Origin of the sequence: Aeromonas sp. PS2Canimalfood6 (assembly GCF_048276795.1) — a bacterium.
Classification (GTDB): Bacteria; Pseudomonadota; Gammaproteobacteria; order Enterobacterales; family Aeromonadaceae; genus Aeromonas; species Aeromonas caviae.
Map to the genome: position 1 here is coordinate 26,933 of NZ_JBLUXC010000005.1, position 18,147 is coordinate 45,079.

Here is an 18,147-nt window from a genome sequence, read left to right on the forward strand (position 1 = left end):
AACTGGGCCCGAAAATTTGTGGTTTAATGATCCGTCGTTTATTGCCATCGAGCCGTTAAGTCATTGAACAATCAAGGCTCGATGTGTTTTGTCAGGCACAAATGCATTAAGGAATTCCATGAGCTGGCTTGAGAAGATCCTTCCCAAGAGCAAGATCACCACACCGCGTCGTCACAACATTCCGGAAGGGGTGTGGACCAAGTGTACTGCTTGCGAACAGGTGCTCTACCGGGCAGAGCTGGAGCGCAATCTCGAAGTGTGCCCCAAGTGTGACCATCATATGCGCATCAGCGCACGTGCCCGTCTCGAGAGCTTCCTCGACGCCGAGGGACGCAGCGAAGTCGCGGCCGAGCTGGAGCCGCAAGACATCCTGAAATTCAAGGATTCCAAGCGCTACAAGGATCGTTTGTCTGCCGCCCAGAAAGAGACGGGCGAGAAGGATGCGCTGGTGGTGATGAAGGGGACCCTCAAGGGGGTACCGGTCGTCGCCTGTTCATTCGAGTTCTCCTTCATCGGGGGCTCCATGTCCTCCGTGGTCGGTGCCCGCTTCGTGCGCGCCGTCGAGGAGAGCATCAAGGAGGGCCGCGGTCTGGTCTGCTTCTCCACCTCCGGTGGTGCGCGGATGCAGGAAGCCCTGTTCTCCCTGATGCAGATGGCGAAGACCAGTGCGGCCCTAGATCGCCTCACCAAGGCGGGCCTGCCCTTCATCTCCGTGCTGACCGACCCCACCATGGGTGGCGTCTCCGCGAGTCTGGCCATGCTGGGTGACATCAACGTAGGCGAACCCAAGGCGTTGATCGGCTTTGCCGGCCCCCGCGTCATCGAGCAGACCGTGCGCGAGAAACTGCCGGAAGGCTTCCAGCGCTCCGAGTTCCTGCTGGAGAAGGGCGCCATCGATCTCATCATCGACAGGCGCGAAATGCGCAACCGTCTGGCCGGTCTGCTGGCCAAGCTGATGAACACTCAGGTTATCGAAGACTGAAGATGAGTTCACACATGCAACAATCCCAAAGCCGGTCGCTGGTCGACTGGCTTTCTTATTTGGAGCAGATCCACCCAGCCAACATCGACATGGGGCTGGAGCGGGTCGGCACGGTTGCCCGCCGCATGGGCCTCACCGAACTGCCGTTCAAGGTGATCACGGTGGCGGGCACCAACGGCAAGGGCTCCTCCTGCGCCATGGCGGCCAGCATCCTGATGGCCGCCGGCTACCGGGTCGGTGTTTACTCCTCACCCCATCTGCTGCGCTTTACCGAACGGGTGCGCGTCAATGGCCAGGAGCTGGCCGATGGCGATCACTGCGCGGCCTTTGCCGAGGTGGAAGCCGCCCGGGGCGACATCGCCCTCACCTTCTTCGAGTTCGCCACCCTGGCGGGTCTGTGGCTGTTTCGTCGCGCCGCGCCCGATGTGCTCTTGCTGGAAGTGGGGCTGGGGGGGCGGCTCGACGCCACCAATGTGGTGGAATCGGACGTCGCCCTGATCACCTCCATTGCCCTGGATCACTGCGACTGGCTCGGGGATACCCGGGAGGCGGTGGCAGTGGAGAAGGCTGGCGTCTATCGCAAAGGTAAACCCGCCATCAGCGGGGAGCCCAATCCGCCGTCGACCATTGCAAGCGAAGCGGCGCGCCTCGGCGCCTGCCTGCGTCAGGTCGGCATCGATTTTCGTGGTGACGAGCATGAAGGTGACTGGGATTATCACGGCCTGCACCACTGGTCGGGATTGCCCAAACCGGCCCTGCCGCTGATGAATGCGGTCACCGTGCTGGCGGCCCTGGAGTCCCTCGGTCTGCCATTGGCGGAGTCCGCCATCCGCGACGGCCTGGCCAATGCCCGCCTTGCTGGCCGGATGCAGCAGTTGCAAACCTCGCCGCTGGTCATCGTCGACGTGGCCCACAATCCCCACTCTGCCGCCTATCTCGCCAGCCAGTTGCGCCAGCTCCCCGGCAAGGGCAAGCGCCGCGCCGTGGTTGGCATGCTCAAGGACAAGGACATGGCGGGGTCGCTGGCCGAGCTTGACGGTCTGATTGACAAGTGGTTCCTGGCAAGCCTCCACGGCCCGCGCGCGGCCACGGCCGACCAGTTGGCGACGGCCCTTGGCAGCGGCCGGGGCGCGGCGCTCACCTTTGCCTGCGTGGGGGATGCCTACGGCGCCGCCTTGGCCGCATCGAGTCCTGACGATATGGTCATTGTGTTCGGCTCGTTTTACACTGTCGCCGACGTGCTGGCTCTGGGCGCGGTCTGAGCCGTTCGCTCCCCTGGCTCCGTCATCGTGACGACGGGCCGGGTTTTGCACTGGATAATCCCCTTTCAGGCCAAGTGGGTGGCGAGGGACCCGGCTTCGCCAGCCGGCGTGAGGGGAGGCGTTCTTTGCGAAGTGTGCAAGATTGCAATGGATCCTAAGTAACATGGGTGGAAATTAACTTGGCTTCGAAGTTTCAAAACAGATTGGTGGGGACCGTCATCCTGGTCGCCCTGGTGGTCATCTTTCTGCCGGACCTGATGGACGGCAACAAGCTGGAGCAAAAGGACGAGGCCTTCGCCAAGATCCCCCTGCGTCCGGAGCTCGAGCCCGCCAAACCTGCGCTTCAGGTCTCGGCGGCGAGCACCCTGCCGGCCGAGCATCTGGCGAGTCAGCAGCAGGCCTCTGCCGCGACCCAGTGGCAGGTAGAGGAGATTGGCGATACCGTGACCCTGGCCAATCAGGGGGGAGCCAATCCAGCGGGAGCCAGTCAGGCTCCCATCACCCAGCAGCAGCCGGTACAGGCCGTGGCGCAACCCAAGCCCCAGCCCAAACCCGAGCCCAAGCCGGAAGTGATCGCCAAGAAACCGGTGGAGCAGCCCAAACCCAAGCCGGTGCCAACCAAGCCGGTAGAGGTGCAAAAACCGGTGGAGGCCAAGCCACAGGCGGGCCAGATCAAGACCATGGATGATCTCATCGCGAGCAAGATGGCCCAGCCGACTACGGCACCGGCAGCAGCCCCGGCTCAGGGGAGCTGGATCCTGCAGCTTGGCGCCTTCAAGAATGCAGACAGCGTCAATGCCCTGGTGAGCAAGCTGAGGGCGGCGGGCTACTCGGCCCAGACGTCGCCGAGAACTCCGGTGCAGGGGCAGATCAACCGGGTCTTCATCGGGCCGGATGTCTCCAAGGCCAAGTTGCAGGGCATGCAGAGCCGGATCAGCCAGATGACGGGCTTGAGCGGCTCCGTGGTGGCCTACAACCCCTGACAGCATGATGAAATGAAAAGACCGCGCCTCATGGCAACATGGGCGCGGTCTTTTTTTGTGTCCAACACGGGGGAGGCCGTGTGGCTATCGGGCTGCAGAGAAGGCCTAGATGCACTTCACCGGCTTGGGGAGGCCTGCGATCTTGGTGGCTTGCTTGGCGGGGCCTTCCGGGAACAACTTGTAGAGGTAGCGGCTGTTGCCCTTCTCTGGGCCGTACTGCTTTTCCATCGCCTTGACCAGGGCGCGGATGGCGGGGGAGGTGTTGAACTCCAGATAGAAGGCCCGTACGAAACGCACCACTTCCCAGTGCGGATCCTCCAGCACAATCCCCTCTTTCTCGGCCAGCATCAGGGCCAGCGCCTCGCTCCATTGCTCGCTGTGGCGCAGATAGCCCTGGGCATCGGTCTCGATGAGTTGGCCGTTGAACTGCAAATGGTGTGGCTCGGACATGACGCTTCCTCGAAAAGGCTATCTCAATGGGGCGGGCATGGTAGCGCCTTGCGTCCCGTCCGGCAACCGGGGCGGCGCTTGGCGCCTGCCTCGGGCGGGACTGGCCCGGCGGCTATGGCTGGCTAGGTCCGGCCCTGACCTGTCAGCAACTGGCCATCGTTGGCGAGCATCAGCAGTTCGTCTGCCAACTGGCTGATGAGGGTGAGCTGCTGGCTCAGCATCAGTTGCTCCTCGCTGCTCTCCGGAGCGATGGCCGGACAGGCTCCCGCGAGCGGCGTCGGCATCTCCCCCGCCAGGTGACCGGCGGCCTGCTCCAGGGTCTGGCTGATGTGGCGGCTTATCTCCTCCAGCCCCTCGATGGGCTCGAGTTTGTCGCGATGAGCCCCGAGTGCCGAGATATAGGAGAGCAGGGCATGGTTGCGCCAGGTGAGAGTGAAACAGAGATCCAGGAAGCGGCGGCGCTTGCTCGGCTCCACCAGCATGCTCTGCCAGGCCATGGCCAGCTCGCTGTCGGCGAGGTGGGCACACTTGCGGGCTACCCGGTAGTCCAGGGATTCATCCCGCTGGCGATGCAGGCTGGCGAGAACCGCCGAGAGGTACTTCGCATTGGCGGACAGGGAGTTGGCGATAAGGGTTGGCAACCGCTTGTATTGCCAGTCGGGCCAGAGCCAGGCCACCAGGGCGTAGGAGAGCAGGCAGCCGAGCAGGGTATCGAGCAGGCGGGGTCCCAGGATGGCGAAGCCGATGCCATCCAGCAGGTTGAACGCCATCAGCACGTAGAGGGTGATGAAGCAGACGGCGGCGCTGTAGTTGCTACGCACCTGGGTGAAAAACAGGAAGGCGGCAAGCCCCATGATCCCCAGTTGCAGGTGCAGCTCGGGGAAGAACCAGAGCACGGGCACGCCGATGAGGATACCGGCAAAGGTGCCGAGCATCCGCTGCACCAGACGACGGCGGGTGGCGCTGTAGCTCGGCTGGCAGACGAACAATACGGTGAGCAGGATCCAGTACCCCTTGTCCAGGTGAAACGCCTGTAGAATGCCATAGCCCACGACCAGCCCGAGGGAGAGCCGCAGGGCATGGCGAAACACCATGGAGTTCGGGGTCAGGTGCTGCCTGAGCAATGCCAGCAAGGGCAGGGCGACCGGCCGTGCCAGGGGAGGCAGGCTGGTGGGCGGCGCGGCGGGGTTTTGCAGCTCTTCGGCGCTTTGCAGCAACTGGTTGATGCTGGCCAGGTTGCGACGCAGGAACTTCATCGGTGTCAGCAGGGTCTTGGGGTAGTGCTGCTTGAGGTGGGTGAACTCCAGCTGATCGCCGAGGGCCTCCAGGGTCCAGTGAATGCGTTTGTGGTGGGTGTAGGGCTTGTGCACCAGGATGGCGTAGCCGAGCTGCTGACAGGCGTCGGCAAGCTGTGACAGCACCTCCTGGAAGCCGTCGAGGACGATGCCCTGCTTGAGCTCCGCTTCCAGCTTGCTGTAGGGGTAGTGGCTGGAGGTGGCCCGCTCCTGGATCTCCAGGGCAAGCAGGTAGAGGCGCAGCAGGCCCGCGAGCTCGGGGGCAACCCCGTGGCGGCCGGGGGCATGAAGACGGGCATTGAGCGCCGTCTTGGCCTGGTTCAGGGCATTGACCAGGTTGATGTTGAGCTGGGCCAGATTGTGGCGGATGGCCTGGGCGCCGTGTTCGTCGGCCGGGAAGAAGCGGGATTTCTCCTGCAAATAGCGGGCGAGGGCGAAGTAGCTCTGGGCCAGTTGCTCGTGCAGGGTCTTGTAGGGCAGCAGCCAGAGCCAGACCAGGGACACCAGGCCGTACCAGAGGGCCCCGGCGCACAGGGCCAGCGGCTGATAGAGCAGATCCGGCGCCTTGGCTGCCCCCAGCATGGTGTAGATGGCAATCAGCAGGGAACCAAAGCTGATGGTGGCGTAGCGCTGGCCGAGGGCACCCACCATGACGAAGATAAAGGTGGAGCCCGCGAGCCCGATGGCAAAGAGCCAGGGGGTGGGGAAGAGATACTGCACGCACAATGAGGCGAACAGGAAGCAGAGCAGGGTCATGGCGAGGTTCTTGACCCGGCCCCAGAGGCTGTCGTCGGTCTCGGCGATGGCACCGGCCACCACCCCGAGGGAGAGCAGCACGGTGAGCTGGATGTCACCGGTAGCCAGCGCGAAGGCGAGCAGCCCCGCGATGGCGAGCAGGACCTTGAGGGCGAAATAGATGTGGCTGTCGGTCAGCAGACGGCGCAATAAACCTGAGAAGTCCATGGGCATGGGATGAAGGCAACCCTTGAGCGAAACGAAAGTGACAGCATAACCTGTCGATAACGAAACGGCCCTGATTTGGATCAGGGCCACTTCGCTTCATATCCTTGATTTGCAACTTATCCTGACAGGAATGGGCGCCAATAAAAACCCCGCCGAAGCGGGGTCTTGTGCATCTTAAGCATCCATCAGTTGCGGTTGCCGCCAAGCAGGCTCAGCAGGCTCAGGAAGATGTTGTAGATGGAGACATACAGGGTGACGGTGGCAGAGATGTAGTTGGTCTCGCCGCCGCGCACGATCTGCTGGGTGGTCAGCAGGATGGCGCCGGAGGAGAAGAGCATGAACATGGCGGACAGGGCCAGGCTCAGGGCGCTCATCTGCAGGAAGATATTGGCAACCATGGCTACCAGCAGTACCCAGAACCCGACGAACAGCATGCCGCCGAGGAAGGAAAGATCCCGCTTGGTGGTCAGGGCATAGGCAGACAGGCCGAAGAAGGTGAGCGCAGTACCGCCCAGCGCCGTCATCACGATCTCGCCGCCGCCATTGTTCATGTACATGTTGATGATGGGGCCGAGGCTATAGCCCAGCAGGCCGGTCAGGGCGAAGGTGAACACCAGCCCCATGCCGTTGTCACGGTTCTTCTCGGTCAGGAACATCAGGCCGTAGACACCGATGAGGAACACGGCCCAGTGCAGGGGCGGCATGTTCATGACGGTCGCTACCCCGGCTACCACGGCTGAGAAGCCAAGAGTGAGGGAGAGCAGCATGTAGGTGTTGCGCAGCACCTTGTTGGTGTCGCGCACGGCACCCTGGGTGCCAGTGTAGATAGAACGGGTATCCATCTTGATGTCCTCTTGATTTCCGGGGTGAAGCGACCAGTTGTGCTTCGTTAACGCATTGTATGCACTGAATGTGTGGATGACGAGCGCTGATTTCAAGCGCCACCCCACCTGCGTGGTGCCTACTATCCCAGAACAAAGATGTATTGCGCATGAACAAGGAGGCTCAAGGCGTTGCAGAGAGCGCCAGCTCCTACACTTTACCCTGTCTGGCGATCCGCGTCGGCGAGAAGCCGAACTGCTTTCTAAACGCCGTGATGAAATTGGCCACATGGTCATAGCCGGCGTGGGCGGCGGCCCCTTGCAGAGAGAGGCTGCGCGCCTCCAGCCTGGCCCGCGCTTCTTGCAGCTTTCGCTGGCGAAGGTAGCGCTGCAGGCTCATGCCCAGCTCTTTTTTTGCGGCTCGCTGCAAGGTGGAGACGCTCATGCCGAGGGTGGCCGCGATCTCGGTCAGGGTCATCTCGTCCACTTTTTCATCTCTGAGCAGCATCTTGAGGCGCGTCGGTTGCTCGTTCTGGCGCTGGCAGCAGGGGGAGGCGGCCTGCTGGAGGTGGGTCATCAGGCTCTCCCAGACACTGAGGGCAAAGGCCTTGCGCATCAGCATCTCGGAGGCGTTCTGGCTGCTGGTGAGATTGAGCGCTTCCGCAATCTGTCCAAGCGCCGTGGGCAGGGTCCAGTCGACGCGGCTCAGATGGCGGCTGAAGGTCTGTGCGAAAGCCTTGCGATGCGCCTGTGCCAGGTTGTGGGCGAGCCAGGTGTGGTCCAGGGAGAGGACGATGCTGCGGCTGCGCACCTGGGCTTTGGCCGCCCCCTGCACGATGTCGGGCTCGGTATAGAGGATGGCGGTTGCCACTATGGGGTCGGACTCATGGAAGCGACCCCCCTTGAGCCTGTGAGTGGCGCCATAGGTCATCAGGGCCCGGCTCTCGAGGGGAATGGCGATGATCAACTGCGGCGGCAACTCCCGCTCGGTGGCGAAGTCTGCCTTGTGAACGATGTCCTTGTTGTGAAAGCGAAGACCCTCCTGGATCACCAGGTTCTCCACCCTGCCGGTGAAGCGCCCCCGCTGGCGTGCGCTGGTGTCCCTTGCCACTGTGTCAGTCATGTGCAATTTGACCATGTCGAAGAGTGAAATGACCACACCGCAAAACTGCGGCGGAAGATGGAGTGATATATTAGCCCCCGGAAAATCAAATGAAAATGATTATCATCTCTATCTTGAGGTCACTCTTACTATGGTTGTCTTGAAGGATAAAGCGCGAAGCCCGCTGGCTCTGGCCATCTCTGCCGCTCTGGCCGTCACCTTTGCCGCCCCGGCAGGGGCACACACACCGGACATCAAGCCGGACGAAACCCTGGTCGTCTATGGCAATCCACTCTACGGGATGTCGCCGTCGGAGGAGACGGGAGGCTATGGGGTCGACTCGGCCACCGTCGGCACCAAGACGCCGGCGGCCCTCAAAGACATCCCCCAGTCGATCACCGTGTTGACCAACGACTACATCGAGGAGCGCAACTTCGTGGCGGTTGACGATCTGGCCAAGTTCACGCCGGGTCTGCGCACCCTGGTCAATGACAGCGGTCGCTCCTCCATCTTCTCCCGCGGCTATGAGTACGACGAGGTGAACCTCAACGGCCTGCCATCGCCCATGCAGAGCAAGTACGGCACCCTGCCGTCGCTGGCGGCGGTGGATCGGGTGGAGATCATGCGGGGCCCCTCCGGCCTCTTCAACAGCACCAGCGAGCTGGGGGGCGTGATCAACATGGTGCTCAAGCGTCCGACCGACGCCTTCAAGGGCTCGGTCACGGCGCGCTATGGCAGCTGGGACAGGCATTACCTGGAGGCGGACATGGGGGGCGCACTCAACGACGAGGGTTCCCTGCGCGGTCGCGTCGTGGTGGCCAACGCCGACATCAAGAACCAGGTGGACTACAACAACAACGACAACGGTACCTACTACGGCACCCTGGAGTTCGATCTCTCGGATCGCACCCGCCTCTCCGTCTACGCCCTGCACCAGACCAAGGACATCCTGCCCACCAACGGCCTGCCGGCGTACAAGGACGGCTCCCTGCTCGACATCGGCCGCAGCACCTACCTGGGGTCGGCTGAAGACTTCTTCGACGCCGACACCACGGATGTGGGGGCCTCGCTGCAACACGCCTTTGCCAACGGCGGGGTGGGTCAGGTCTCGGCCCGCTACATGGATCACGACATGCGGCTGGAGCAGACCTTCACCAACGGCCCCGTGGACGCGGCGGGCAACACCGGGCTGATGTTCAACGGCCAGGGGAACCAGCAGAAGAACATGGCCTTCGATGCCAACTACAGTCAGATGTTCGATCTGTTGGGGCACAAGAGCGAGTTTGTGCTGGGCTCCGACTACAAGCGCTACGAGTCGGACATCCAGACCTACACCAACCGCAACCTCGGCAAGATCAATGTGTTCGATTTCGACCCGACCCGGGTCGCCAAGCCGGACTACAGCTACACCAAGAATGACCATGAGGAGCAGTCGGAGCTCGGTCTGTATGGCAAGGTGACCTGGCGTCTGCTGGAGCCGCTCGCGGTGATCACCGGGGCCCGCGTCTCCTGGTACGATCTGGATGCCGTCAGCACGACCCTGAGTTCCGGAGCCCAGAGCGGCGAGTCCAGTGCGTTCAACGGCAAGCTCACTCCCTACGCGGGGGCCGTCTATGACCTGAGCGACGAACACGCCTGGTATGCCAGCTACTCCAAGGTGTTCAAGCCCCAGACCAGCCAGGACGAGAGCGGCAACCTGCTCAAGCCCCGGGAGGGCAGCCAGTGGGAGACCGGCATCAAGTCCTCGCTGCGTGACGGCCTGCTCAACACCCGGGCGACCCTCTTCCTGATGAAGGACGACAACATCGCGGCCCAGGCCTACGACGATCAGGGCATTGCCATCACCAACACCTACTGGGCCACCGGCAAGGTGGAGACGCAAGGGGTGGAGCTGGAGGCGAGCGGCTATCTCAGCCAGAACTGGATGGTGATGGCCGGCTATACCTTCACCGACATCGAGGAGAAGGCCGGGGATCACAACCCGAAATTCGACACCATTCCCCGTCACGCCCTCTCCCTCTGGACCGACTACCACCTGGCCGACTGGGTGCAGGGGCTGCACCTCGGGGCCGGGATGACGGCGGTGAGCGACTACGGCTTCAACCAGAAGGGGGTCGAGACCCACCAGGGGGGCTATGCCCTGTTCGATGCGGCGGTGCGTTACGAGATCAACGACAGAATGCAGGCGACCCTGAATCTCTACAACCTGCTCGACCGGGAGTACTTCTACCGGGTCGGCTCCACCAACACCTTCAACATGTACGGCGAGCCGGCGAACCTGATGGCAGGCTTCACCTACAAGCTGTAACGACCGACGACAGCAGGGCCTGCGGGCCCTGTTGTCGTCTCTGTGCGCCGTCCTACGGGGGATCCCCAAGGCTGGCGACACAATCCTGGTTCATCTCATGACAAGACTCATCACCCTGCTGCTCACCATGATCACACTCTCTTCTGCCCAGGCAGACATGCTCCACTACGCCCAGCGCTTCACCCACCATTCGGCCCTGCTGGGGGAGACGCGGCAATACAGCGTCTCCCTGCCCCGGGAATATGAACGCGAGCCCGGGGCTCGGTTCCCCGTGCTCTATCTGCTCGACGGGGAGAAGAGCCTGCTGGAGGTTGTCGGCATCACCCGGGCCCTGCGGGCCGGGCTCAATCCGGCTATCCCCCCCCTCATCATCGTCGCGGTCCACAACACCGACCGGATGCGGGATTACACCCCGAGCCACACCATGACCTTGCCAAATGGGGCACCGGCGGGGCCCGGCTATGCCGTGACGGGGGGCGGGCCCCGGTTCCTGCGCTATCTGAGTGAGGAGCTGCACCCCCTCATCGAGGAGAGGTTTCGGACCCGGGCGCCAGCCCTGCTGGTGGGTCACTCCCTCGGTGGCCTGCTGGCACTCGATGCACAGGCGCAAGACGGCGGCCAGTTCCAGGGGGTGATCGCCATCGACGCCAGCCTCTGGTTCGATTACCCCCGCAATTACGAGCGCATCGCGTCGGAGTTGACCGGGCCGCTCAGGCACGCCTCCTCGCTGTTCATGGCGGTGGCCAACAACCCCTTCACCCCGGGATTCGGGCGCTCCGAGTTTCACCGGGATCGCCTGCAGCAGTTTGCCCGGCAGGTGGTGGCAGCGCCCGGCCCGAACCTGCACGTCACCAGCCGCTACTTCGAGGAGGAGGATCACCACAGCGTCTACCACCCCGCCGTCTATCAGGGACTCCAGTGGCTGTTTCAGGGCTACCGACTGGATCTGGCGCCCGGTCACTTCAGCCGACAGGGGGTGATCGCCCGCTTTGATGCCCTGAACCGCCACCTCGGCAGCGCACTGCGCCCGGAGCTGGGGAGCCTGCGGGACATCAGGGAGAAGGCCGCGCGCTGGCCGCAGATGGCGATCCCCGTGGATGAGGCCGATGCCCTGCTGGCCCACTACTACGGGTCGAAGCCGTGAAAAGCCGATTTTTTGCCTGTGTCTGGAATCGTCACAACGGCGCCGGAGACGGGTGTCGGTTCGGCGCCATCCCTGGGTAGACTGCCGAAACGAGGGGCGCCGGGTCGGTGCCCCGACAGAGGCAGGGAGTGAGCGATGGCGGTTGCAGGAAAGAGGGGAGGCATGCTGGCTCTGTGGTGCGGCGCACTCCTGATGTCGGGGTGCAGTGGGTTTGCGCCTGCGCCCATTCCCGTTACCTATCTGAGTCAGGATCCGCCCCCAGGCAGGCTGCCCCTTGGGGAGACCGCCTATGTGGATGACGGTCGCTGCCCACCCGGGCAGGTCAAGCGGCTCATCGGCGGGGACACGAAGCACAATGTGCCAAGAAAGGTGGAGTGTGTGGCAAGACCGCAATGATGATGTGATTCTCACAGCATGAAACATCCAAAAAAGAGCCCTGAGGCAGTCGCCTTGGGGCTCTTTTCGTCTGGCTGGCCTGGTCGGTGTGATGCCGCAGCGGGCTAGAAGGCATCTCCAGGGACCCGCACCCAGCCTTCCATCAGGATGCGGGCGGAGCGGGACATCACCGCCTTGGTGACCGTCCACTGTCCCGCTACCTGCTCTGCCTGGGCTCCGACTCTCAGGGTGCCGGAGGGGTGACCAACGCGCACCGCTTCGCGCTCGCCGCCCCCGGCGGCCAGATTGACGAGGGTGCCGGGAATGGCCGCCGCCGTGCCGATGGCCACGGCGCAGGTGCCCATCATGGCGTGGTGCAGCTTGCCCATGGAGAGGGCCCGCACCAACAGATCGATCTCGCCAGCAATAATCTCCTTGCCGCTTGCGGTGCGGTAATCCTTGGCGGGTGCGATGAAGGCAATTTTCGGGGTGTGCTGGCGAGTGGCCGCCTCTTCGGGGCGTTTGATGAGCCCCATGCGCAGGGCTCCGGCAACCCGGATCGCCTCGAAGCGTGCCAAGGCCTCGGGGTCCGTGTTTATCTGCTCGCGCAGCTCGGTGCCCTCATAACCGATGTCCTCGGCGTTGACGAACACCGTGGGGATGCCGGCGCTGAGCAGGGTGGCTTTCAGTACGCCGCTCTTTACAACAGACGCGGGCACCTCAAGATCGTCCACCAGATTGCCGGTGGGGAAGAGGGCGCCGCCGTCTTCCCCGTCATCGGACGGGTCGAGAAACTCCAGCACGATCTCGGCGGCGGGGAAGGTCACCCCGTCCAGCTCGAAATCGCCTGTCTCCTGCACCTGGCCGTTCGTCACCGGCACGTGGGCGAGGATGGTCTTGCTGATATTGGCCTGCCAGATCCGCACCTCACAGGTGCCGCTCTCCGGGATGCGGGACGGGTCCACCAGGCCGGCATGGATGGCGAAGGCCCCGGCGCCGGTGGAGAGGTTGCCGCAGTTGCCGCTCCAGTCCACGAATGCCTTGTCGATGGCGACCTGGCCGTAGAGGTAGTCCACATCGTGATCGGGTTGCTGGCTTTTGGAGAGGATCACGCACTTGGCTGTGGAGGAGGTGGCCCCCCCCATGCCGTCCATGTGGGCGCCGTAGGGGTCGGGGCTGCCGATGACCCGCAGGAAGAAGGCATCCCGTGCCGGGCCCGGGTGCTGGCAGCGCTCGGGCAGGTCAGATAAGCGAAAGAAGACCCCCTTGCTGGTGCCGCCGCGAAGGTAGGTGGCCGGAATTCTGACTTGTGGTATGTGGGCCATAGAGAGTGTCCTGAAAAGAGTCATGGATCCTGCTCCCTCTGGGAGAAGGTGCCCGAAGGGCGGATGAGGGGGATTTCCCCTCACCCCAACCCTCTCCCAAAGAGAGAGGGTGCCTTATGCCTTCCCCTTTTTCAAAGGGGCGGAGCGGGTTGCGATTTAGCTTGCGGCCTTTTGCGCAGTCGACGCCAGGAAATCCTGGGCGAAGCGTTGCAGCACGCCGCCCGCCTCATAGACCGAGACCTCCTCGGCGGTGTCGAGGCGGCAGGTCATGGGCACCTGGATCACTTCGCCGCTGCGACGGCGGATCACCAGAGTGAGATCGGTGCGCGGCTGGCGTGCTCCCACCACGTCATAGGTCTCGGTGCCATCGAGGCCCAGCGTGAGGCGGGTGGTGCCCGGTTTGAACTCGAGCGGCAGCACCCCCATACCGATGAGGTTGGTGCGGTGAATGCGCTCGAAGCCTTCCGCCGCGATCACCTCCACCCCGGCAAGGCGCACCCCCTTGGCCGCCCAGTCCCGGGACGAGCCCTGACCGTAGTCGGCACCGGCCACGATGATGAGGGGCTGCTTGCGCGCCATGTAGGTCTCGATGGCTTCCCACATCCGCATGACCCGGCCTTCCGGCTCGACCCGGGCCAAGGATCCCTTCTTCACCGCCCCGTTGACCACCGCCATCTCGTTGACCAGTTGGGGGTTGGCGAAGGTGGCGCGCTGGGCGGTCAGGTGATCGCCGCGGTGGGTCGCATAGGAGTTGAAGTCCTCCTCCGGCAGGCCCATCTTCGCCAGGTATTCCCCCGCCGCGCTGCCGGGCAGGATGGCGTTGGAAGGGGAGAGGTGGTCGGTGGTGATGTTGTCCGGCAACAGCGCCAGGGGCCGCATGCCGCGCAGGGTGCGCTCGCCCGCCAGTGCCCCCTCCCAGTAGGGCGGGCGACGGATATAGGTGCTTTGCGCACGCCAGTCGTACAGGGGCGCCACCTTGGGGCCATGGTCTTCCTCTATGGTGAACATCGGGATATAGACCTGGCGGAACTGGGACGGTTTGACCGCCGTGCGAACCACGGCGTCGATCTCTTCATCAGACGGCCAGATGTCTTTGAGGCGCACTTCCTTGCCGTTAACCACCCCCAGCACATCTTTCTCGATGTCGAAGCGGATGGTGCCTGCGATGGCGTAGGCCACCACCAGGGGCGGGGAGGCGAGGAACGCCTGCTTGGCATAGGGGTGGATGCGGCCATCGAAGTTGCGGTTGCCGGACAGCACCGCCGTGGCGTAGAGATCCCGCTCGATGATCTCCTGCTGGATGGCGGGATCCAGCGCGCCGGACATGCCGTTGCAGGTGGTGCAGGCGAAGGCCACCACGCCGAAGCCGAGTTGCGAAAGCTCGTCGTCCAGTCCCGCCTCTTTCAGATACAAGGCGACTGTCTTGGAGCCGGGCGCGAGCGACGACTTGACCCAGGGCTTGCGCACCAGACCGAGTTTGTTGGCGTTGCGGGCCAGCAGGCCTGCGGCAATCACGTTGCGCGGGTTGCTGGTGTTGGTGCAACTGGTGATGGCGGCGATGATGACGGCGCCATCGGGCAAGAGGCCGTCCGCCTCCTGGGCGCGAGCCTTGTCCAGATCCACCGCGATACCGCGCTCCGCCAGGGCGGAGACCGGCAGACGGCGATGGGGGTTGGAGGGGCCCGCCAGGGTGCGCACCACGCTCGACAAGTCAAAGTGCAGCACCCGATCGTACTGGGCGCCCGCCAGGGCATCGGCCCAGAGACCGGCCTCCCTGGCATAGGTTTCCACCAGCCTGACCTGCTCGTCGTCACGGCCGGTGAGCTTGAGGTAGTCGAGGGTCTGCTGGTCGATGAAGAACATGGCCGCGGTAGCGCCATATTCCGGCGCCATGTTGGAGATGGTGGCCCGATCGCCGAGGGTGAGGGCGGCGGCCCCCTCGCCACGAAACTCCAGGTAGGCGCCGACTACCTTCTGCTGGCGCAGGAATTCGGTGAGCGACAGCACCAGATCCGTGGCGGTGATGCCGGGCTGCGGCTTGCCGGAGAGCTCGACGCCGACGATCGAAGGCAGCCGCATCCAGGAGGCGCGCCCCAGCATCACGTTCTCGGCTTCCAGCCCGCCCACCCCCACCGCGATGACGCCGAGGGCATCCACGTGGGGGGTGTGGCTGTCGGTGCCGACGCAGGTATCCGGGTAGGCCAAACCGCGATCGGCGTGGATGACGGGGGACATCTTCTCCAGGTTGATCTGGTGCATGATGCCGTTGCCAGGCGGGATCACCTCGATGTTCTTGAACGCCTGCCTGGTCCAGTCGATGAAGTGGAAGCGATCCTCGTTGCGGCGATCCTCGATGGCGCGGTTCTTCTCGAACGCCTGGGGGTCAAAGCCGCCGCACTCCACGGCGAGGGAATGGTCGACGATGAGCTGCACCGGCACCACAGGGTTCACCAGGGCGGGATCGCCACCCTGCTCGGCGATGGCGTCGCGAAGGCCAGCGAGGTCCACCAGGGCGGTCTGCCCCAGGATGTCGTGGCACACCACCCGCGCCGGGAACCAGGGAAAGTCGCGATCGCGCTTGTTGTGCACTATCTGGCCGAGGCACTCGCCGAGGATGGCCGGATCGCATTTGCGAACCAGGTTCTCGGCATGGACGCGGGCGGTGTAGGAGAGCCTGTCCCAGGCGCCGGGGGCGATGGCGTTGACCGCCTCCCGGGCGTCGAAGTAGTCGAGCTGTGTGCCGGGCAGGGGCTTGCGATATTGCGTGTTGATCATCACTTGCGCTCCTTGAGCGGCACGAACTGGAGATCCTCCGGGCCGACGTAGTTGGCGCTCGGGCGGATGATCTTGCCGTCGATGCGCTGCTCGATGACATGGGCCGACCAGCCTGAGGTGCGGGCGATGACGAACAGCGGGGTGAACATGGCGGTGGGCACCCCCATCATGTGGTAGCTGACGGCGCTGAACCAGTCGAGGTTCGGGAACATCTTCTTGACTTCCCACATGGTGGATTCCAGCCGCTCGGCGATATCGAACATCTTGGTGTTGTGCTGCTCCTGGCTGAGGGCGCGCGCCACCTCCTTGATCACCTTGTTGCGGGGATCGGAGACGGTGTAGACCGGGTGGCCGAAGCCGATGACCACCTCCTTCTTCTCGATGCGGGCGCGAATGTCGGCCTCCGCCTCGTCCGGGTTCTCGTAGCGCTTCTGGATCTCGAAAGCCACCTCGTTGGCGCCCCCGTGCTTGGGCCCGCGCAGGGCACCGATGGCTCCCGTGATGCAGGAGTACATGTCCGAGCCGGTGCCGGCGATGACGCGGCCGGTGAAGGTGGAGGCGTTGAACTCGTGCTCGGCGTAGAGGATGAGGGAGGTGTGCATGGCGCGAACCCAGGAGTCGCGTGGCTTGTGCCCGTGCAGCAGGTGTAGGAAGTGGCCGCCGATGGAGTCGTCGTCGGTCTCCACATGGATGCGTTTACCGTTGTGACTGAAGTGGTACCAGTAGAGCAACACGGAGCCGAGACAGGCCATCAGCTTGTCGGCGATGTCCCGGGCGCCCGGGTGGTTGTGATCGTCCTTCTCCGGCGACAGGCACCCCAGCACGGAGACGGCGGTGCGCATCACGTCCATGGGGTGGGCGGAGGGAGGCAACTGCTCCAGGGCGGTCCTGACCCCAGTGGGCAGGCCGCGCAGGGCCTTGAGCTTGGCCTTGTAGGCGGCGAGCTCCGCCACATTGGGCAGATGGCCGTGCACCAGCAGGTGGGCTATCTCTTCAAATTCGCAGCTGGTGGCCACGTCCAGGATGTCGTAGCCACGGTAGTGCAGATCGTTGCCGCTGAGGCCCACGGTGCACAGGGCGGTATTGCCGGCGGCGGTGCCGGAAAGGGCGACGGATTTCTTGGGCTTGAAGCCGGTGGTTTCGGGCAGGGCGCTCATCACATGTTTCCTCATTCAGTCCGTTGATGCGCCAGCCGCCAGCATAAGGCGGCCGGTCGCCGTCTTATTCCTTGGTCGACAGATCCTGGGTGAACAGCCTGTCCAGGGTCTGCTCGTAGTGGTGGTAACCGAGAAAATCGTAGAGGGACTCCCGGGTCTGCATGGTGTCGACCACGGCGCGCTGGTGGCCGTCGCGGCGAAGCGTCTGATAGACGTTGAGGGCGGCCTGGTTGGCGGCGCGGGCGGCGCTCAGGGGGTAGAGCACCATGTCCACGCCGTGGGCGGCGAGCGCCTCCTTGTCAAACAGCTCGGTCTTGCCGAACTCGGTCATGTTGGCGAGGATCGGCACCCCGGCCGCCTGCCTGAAACGGTCGTACTGCTCGAGCTCGGTGACCGCTTCGGCGAAGATCATGTCGGCGCCCGCCTCCACATAGGCGGCGGCGCGCTCCAGGGCCGAGCCCAGCCCTTCCACCGCCAGGGCGTCGGTGCGGGCCATGATGACGAAACTCTCGTCCTGGCGGGCATCCACCGCCGCCTTGATCCTGTCCACCATCTCGGTGACGCTGACCACGGCCTTGTTGGGCCTGTGGCCGCAACGCTTCTGGGCCACCTGATCTTCCATGTGGACGGCGGCCACACCGCCGCGCTCGAAGGCGCGGATAGTGCGGGCGATGTTGAAGGCGCCCCCCCAGCCGGTGTCGATGTCCACCAAGAGTGGCACCTGGGTGGCAGCCGTGATGCGTTCGGCATCGATGAGCACGTCATTCATGGAGGTCATGCCGAGATCCGGCAGGCCATAGGAGGCGTTCGCCACCCCGGCGCCGGAGAGATAGAGGGCCTGGAAGCCGCTGCGCTCTGCCATCAGCGCCATGTAGGCATTGATGGTGCCGACAATCTGCAGGGGCTTTTCGTTGGCCAGGGCCGTGCGAAAACGCCTGCCGGCCGAGGGGGAGAGGTTGGACATGGTGACTCCTTTCATGGGGTGCGTGTCTGCTGTATGTGTAGGGTGAACGGTATCATCTCACACTACGTTTACGTTAACGTCAATTATGCTTAGGTCCAAGGTCGTATCAAGTGTGCTCTCCCCTGACGGACCCCTGGCAATGCCAGTACCACAGACTCGTTGGAACCATTTTTTGGTGTGATGCATCGTGTGGGAGAGCGGTGAACCTGGGAAAATGCCGAGTGTTTTTTGGCCAAACCTG

At 63.8% G+C, this 18,147-nt stretch carries 14 protein-coding genes; 6 read left to right on the plus strand and 8 right to left on the minus strand.

The window, feature by feature from the left end; translation table 11 throughout:
- The first annotated feature begins 118 nt into the window (after positions 1 to 118).
- The 3 genes from accD (at position 119) to dedD (ending at position 3,227) form a co-directional block, all read left to right on the plus strand.
- Positions 119 to 982, plus strand: a complete 864-nt coding sequence (gene accD, locus ACNPAA_RS03635; protein ID WP_010675139.1) for an acetyl-CoA carboxylase, carboxyltransferase subunit beta — start codon at positions 119 to 121, stop codon at positions 980 to 982.
- A gap of 2 nt (positions 983 to 984) precedes the next feature.
- The gene (folC, locus tag ACNPAA_RS03640; protein WP_408809062.1) at positions 985 to 2,244 is read left to right on the plus strand and encodes a bifunctional tetrahydrofolate synthase/dihydrofolate synthase; all 1,260 of its coding nucleotides are present in this window, start codon (positions 985 to 987) and stop codon (positions 2,242 to 2,244) included.
- 179 nt (positions 2,245 to 2,423) lie between these two features.
- Positions 2,424 to 3,227, plus strand: coding sequence for a cell division protein DedD (dedD, locus tag ACNPAA_RS03645; RefSeq protein ID WP_029314728.1), 804 nt, complete (start codon positions 2,424 to 2,426; stop codon positions 3,225 to 3,227).
- A 105-nt stretch (positions 3,228 to 3,332) separates the two neighbouring features.
- On the opposite strand, the gene ACNPAA_RS03650 is transcribed toward dedD, so the two are convergent.
- The 4 genes from ACNPAA_RS03650 to ACNPAA_RS03665 all read right to left on the minus strand — a co-directional run bounded on the left by ACNPAA_RS03650 (position 3,333) and on the right by ACNPAA_RS03665 (position 7,879).
- A complete protein-coding gene (locus ACNPAA_RS03650; RefSeq protein WP_052814563.1) occupies positions 3,333 to 3,677 on the minus strand; it encodes a TusE/DsrC/DsvC family sulfur relay protein in 345 nt (114 codons plus the stop codon).
- 122 nt (positions 3,678 to 3,799) lie between these two features.
- A complete protein-coding gene (yccS, locus tag ACNPAA_RS03655; RefSeq protein WP_052814562.1) occupies positions 3,800 to 5,941 on the minus strand; it encodes a YccS family putative transporter in 2,142 nt (713 codons plus the stop codon).
- 179 nt (positions 5,942 to 6,120) lie between these two features.
- Positions 6,121 to 6,777, minus strand: coding sequence for a Bax inhibitor-1/YccA family protein (locus tag ACNPAA_RS03660; RefSeq protein ID WP_010675134.1), 657 nt, complete (start codon positions 6,775 to 6,777; stop codon positions 6,121 to 6,123).
- Positions 6,778 to 6,967: 190 nt separating this feature from the next.
- Positions 6,968 to 7,879 (minus strand): helix-turn-helix transcriptional regulator, encoded by a 912-nt coding sequence (locus tag ACNPAA_RS03665; RefSeq protein WP_223919301.1) that lies wholly within the window; start codon positions 7,877 to 7,879, stop codon positions 6,968 to 6,970.
- A gap of 130 nt (positions 7,880 to 8,009) precedes the next feature.
- Here ACNPAA_RS03665 and ACNPAA_RS03670 point away from each other — a divergent pair, with 130 nt between their 5' ends.
- The 3 genes from ACNPAA_RS03670 (at position 8,010) to ACNPAA_RS03680 (ending at position 11,706) form a co-directional block, all read left to right on the plus strand.
- Positions 8,010 to 10,166, plus strand: a complete 2,157-nt coding sequence (locus ACNPAA_RS03670; RefSeq protein WP_417891595.1) for a TonB-dependent siderophore receptor — start codon at positions 8,010 to 8,012, stop codon at positions 10,164 to 10,166.
- Positions 10,167 to 10,263: 97 nt separating this feature from the next.
- A complete protein-coding gene (locus tag ACNPAA_RS03675) occupies positions 10,264 to 11,310 on the plus strand; it encodes an alpha/beta hydrolase (protein WP_408809061.1) in 1,047 nt (348 codons plus the stop codon).
- Positions 11,311 to 11,502: 192 nt separating this feature from the next.
- A complete protein-coding gene (locus ACNPAA_RS03680; RefSeq protein WP_413228540.1) occupies positions 11,503 to 11,706 on the plus strand; it encodes a DUF6719 family protein in 204 nt (67 codons plus the stop codon).
- A gap of 104 nt (positions 11,707 to 11,810) precedes the next feature.
- Here ACNPAA_RS03680 and prpF read toward each other — a convergent pair whose 3' ends face one another.
- The 4 genes from prpF to prpB form a co-directional block, all read right to left on the minus strand.
- On the minus strand, positions 11,811 to 13,010 hold the full coding sequence (gene prpF / locus ACNPAA_RS03685; protein ID WP_200163608.1) for a 2-methylaconitate cis-trans isomerase PrpF: 1,200 nt from the start codon (positions 13,008 to 13,010) through the stop codon (positions 11,811 to 11,813).
- 156 nt (positions 13,011 to 13,166) lie between these two features.
- The gene (gene acnD, locus ACNPAA_RS03690) at positions 13,167 to 15,785 is read right to left on the minus strand and encodes a Fe/S-dependent 2-methylisocitrate dehydratase AcnD (RefSeq protein ID WP_200163609.1); all 2,619 of its coding nucleotides are present in this window, start codon (positions 15,783 to 15,785) and stop codon (positions 13,167 to 13,169) included.
- Positions 15,785 to 16,942 (minus strand): bifunctional 2-methylcitrate synthase/citrate synthase, encoded by a 1,158-nt coding sequence (gene prpC / locus ACNPAA_RS03695; protein ID WP_408745774.1) that lies wholly within the window; start codon positions 16,940 to 16,942, stop codon positions 15,785 to 15,787. Before prpC ends, acnD begins: the two co-directional genes overlap by 1 nt.
- Positions 16,943 to 17,006: 64 nt before the next feature.
- Entirely contained in the window at positions 17,007 to 17,906 is a 900-nt protein-coding gene (gene prpB, locus ACNPAA_RS03700; protein WP_119197595.1) for a methylisocitrate lyase, read from the minus strand.
- Positions 17,907 to 18,147 lie beyond the last annotated feature (241 nt).

Coding starts and splice junctions, on each gene's coding strand:
- accD (WP_010675139.1), top strand. CDS start 119: ATGAGCTGGCTTGAGAAGATCCTTCCCAAGAGCAAGATCACCACACCG.
- folC (WP_408809062.1), top strand. CDS start 985: ATGAGTTCACACATGCAACAATCCCAAAGCCGGTCGCTGGTCGACTGG.
- ACNPAA_RS03650 (WP_052814563.1), bottom strand. CDS start 3,677: ATGTCCGAGCCACACCATTTGCAGTTCAACGGCCAACTCATCGAGACC.
- yccS (WP_052814562.1), bottom strand. CDS start 5,941: ATGCCCATGGACTTCTCAGGTTTATTGCGCCGTCTGCTGACCGACAGC.
- ACNPAA_RS03660 (WP_010675134.1), bottom strand. CDS start 6,777: ATGGATACCCGTTCTATCTACACTGGCACCCAGGGTGCCGTGCGCGAC.
- ACNPAA_RS03665 (WP_223919301.1), bottom strand. CDS start 7,879: ATGACTGACACAGTGGCAAGGGACACCAGCGCACGCCAGCGGGGGCGC.
- ACNPAA_RS03670 (WP_417891595.1), top strand. CDS start 8,010: ATGGTTGTCTTGAAGGATAAAGCGCGAAGCCCGCTGGCTCTGGCCATC.
- ACNPAA_RS03675 (WP_408809061.1), top strand. CDS start 10,264: ATGACAAGACTCATCACCCTGCTGCTCACCATGATCACACTCTCTTCT.
- ACNPAA_RS03680 (WP_413228540.1), top strand. CDS start 11,503: ATGTCGGGGTGCAGTGGGTTTGCGCCTGCGCCCATTCCCGTTACCTAT.
- prpF (WP_200163608.1), bottom strand. CDS start 13,010: ATGGCCCACATACCACAAGTCAGAATTCCGGCCACCTACCTTCGCGGC.
- acnD (WP_200163609.1), bottom strand. CDS start 15,785: ATGATCAACACGCAATATCGCAAGCCCCTGCCCGGCACACAGCTCGAC.
- prpC (WP_408745774.1), bottom strand. CDS start 16,942: ATGAGCGCCCTGCCCGAAACCACCGGCTTCAAGCCCAAGAAATCCGTC.
- prpB (WP_119197595.1), bottom strand. CDS start 17,906: ATGTCCAACCTCTCCCCCTCGGCCGGCAGGCGTTTTCGCACGGCCCTG.